The sequence below is a fragment of the Marinobacter sp. UBA5687 genome (genome assembly GCF_002420325.1).
Taxonomy (GTDB): Bacteria; Pseudomonadota; Gammaproteobacteria; order Pseudomonadales; family Oleiphilaceae; genus Marinobacter; species Marinobacter nauticus.
Genome location: NZ_DIHV01000122.1, coordinates 122456 through 124093 on the forward strand (window position 1 = coordinate 122456; position 1638 = coordinate 124093).

Annotated in this window: 2 protein-coding genes; one reads left to right on the forward strand and one right to left on the reverse strand. The window is 61.8% G+C overall.

The genetic code is table 11. The features are described from left to right. On the forward strand, positions 1-971 hold a 971-nt coding region (locus tag B3Y70_RS13110), incomplete at its 5' end, for a hypothetical protein (protein ID WP_288589927.1). Here B3Y70_RS13110 and B3Y70_RS13115 read toward each other — a convergent pair. Next, a partial coding sequence (locus B3Y70_RS13115) for a TlpA disulfide reductase family protein (RefSeq protein ID WP_288589928.1) occupies positions 946-1638 on the reverse strand: 693 nt, incomplete at its 5' end. The two genes, B3Y70_RS13110 and B3Y70_RS13115, sit on opposite strands and share 26 nt — an antisense overlap.

Genomic DNA, 1638 nt, shown 5'->3' on the forward strand with positions numbered 1-1638 from the left:
TGGCCCGATACCTCAGCCTCGCGTTTGGCACTTCGCTGGTGTCTGTTCCCCTGAACTTTGGTTCGGTGGCGGTGGTGGGCAGCCTGGTGGGCGAGCGCATCCGTCGCAACGGCGATTCCGAGTCTACCCGCAATGCCACCCGGGCTGTTTTGCGAGGGTTTGGCGTCGCCCCCATGTTTTCGCCCCTGTCCATTTCAGTGGTGCTGACCCTGACGCTGTTGCCGCAGGTGAGTCTGCTTTCGCTGTTGTTGCTGGCGGTACCTTTTTCCGTGGTGATGGTGCTGGCGGGGCTGCACTGGCGAGAACCGGAACCGTTGCAAAGCACAGAGCGGAGCGTTAACCGTGCTGGCGCGGGTAGCTGGTTGCGTTTTGGTGGGCTGATTCTGGCAATCTGCGTGGGTGTACTCTGGCTCAGCCACCGGTTCGGGTTGAGTTATGCCCATGCGGTGGCCTTGAGCTGTCTGGCAGCGGTGCTCTTGTACCGGATTCTGGGTTGGTTAAAGCGGGAAAATCCGCCCCTGGCCAGCATGGCCAATGTCAGCAATGAGCTGGCCATTGTTGGTGGCTCGGCGTTTATCGGGGCGGTGCTCAGTGGTGTGGTACTGGGCCAGATCAGCGGTCAGCCGGAATTACCGGTGTGGCTCTGGGCGCTGCTGGCGGCCGGTGTACCCTGGGTGTTTTTTGCTGCCGGACTGGCGGGTATGAACCCGATTATTATTGCTACCCTCATTGGCGGTATTCTGGGTTCGCTGTGGCCGGGCGCAGCTCAGCTCGGCCTGGCCATCGCCATGGTTACTGGCTGGGGTATTACCGCCTTCGGCACGCCCTTTGCGGCCAATGCGTTAATTATGGAACGGCTGACCGGATACCGGACAAGGGATGCCTCGTTTCGCTGGAGCCTGGCATTGTCGCTGTCGGGTCTTTGCGCCGCCAGTCTTCTGGGCTTCAGTCTGACTCTGTGGCTGGCCTGAGGTAAGCCGGGTTGAAGCGCTCGATGCTTCGGGCCAGGCTGGCGCGGGACAGTTCGCCCATATGGGTATCCACGAGTTGGCCCTCGGCGTTGTAGAACAGGGTGGTGGGCAAGCCGTGGCTGCCGACTACCCGGCCAAACCGGTTCTGTCTGTCGCTCAGTACGTGGCTCAGGTTCAGATTCTGTGCCATCAGGAACTTGCGGATGGTTGCCGGATGTTCGCCCTGATTGGCGAACACAAAGTTCACGTTCGGGTAGCGTTGCTGGGCTTCTTCCAGCACAGGCATCTCGCGGATACATGGCGGGCACCAGGTGGCCCAGAGATTGACCACCGTGGGCTTGTCACCGGCCAGGCTGGCCAGGTCTACCGGGCGTTCGTTCAGATCGGTCAGCGCCACTTCCGGCAGGCCCCGGGTTTGCTGGTTGATCAGCGCAATAATGCCAGACATACCGCCCCAGATGATGAGGCCAGCCGCGACCGCCGAGCCCAGCGCCCGGCGTATGGCCGCCCGTTTCCACATCAGGTAACCGGTGAAGGCAAACGCAGCAAACAGGCCGGTCACCAGGTCGAACCCGCCGTCGCGGATGTCGATCATGCCCAGCCAGTCGCCCTGGTACTCGCTGAAGTAGCGCACCACAAAACCGATGCGGGCACTGACCATGGCCAC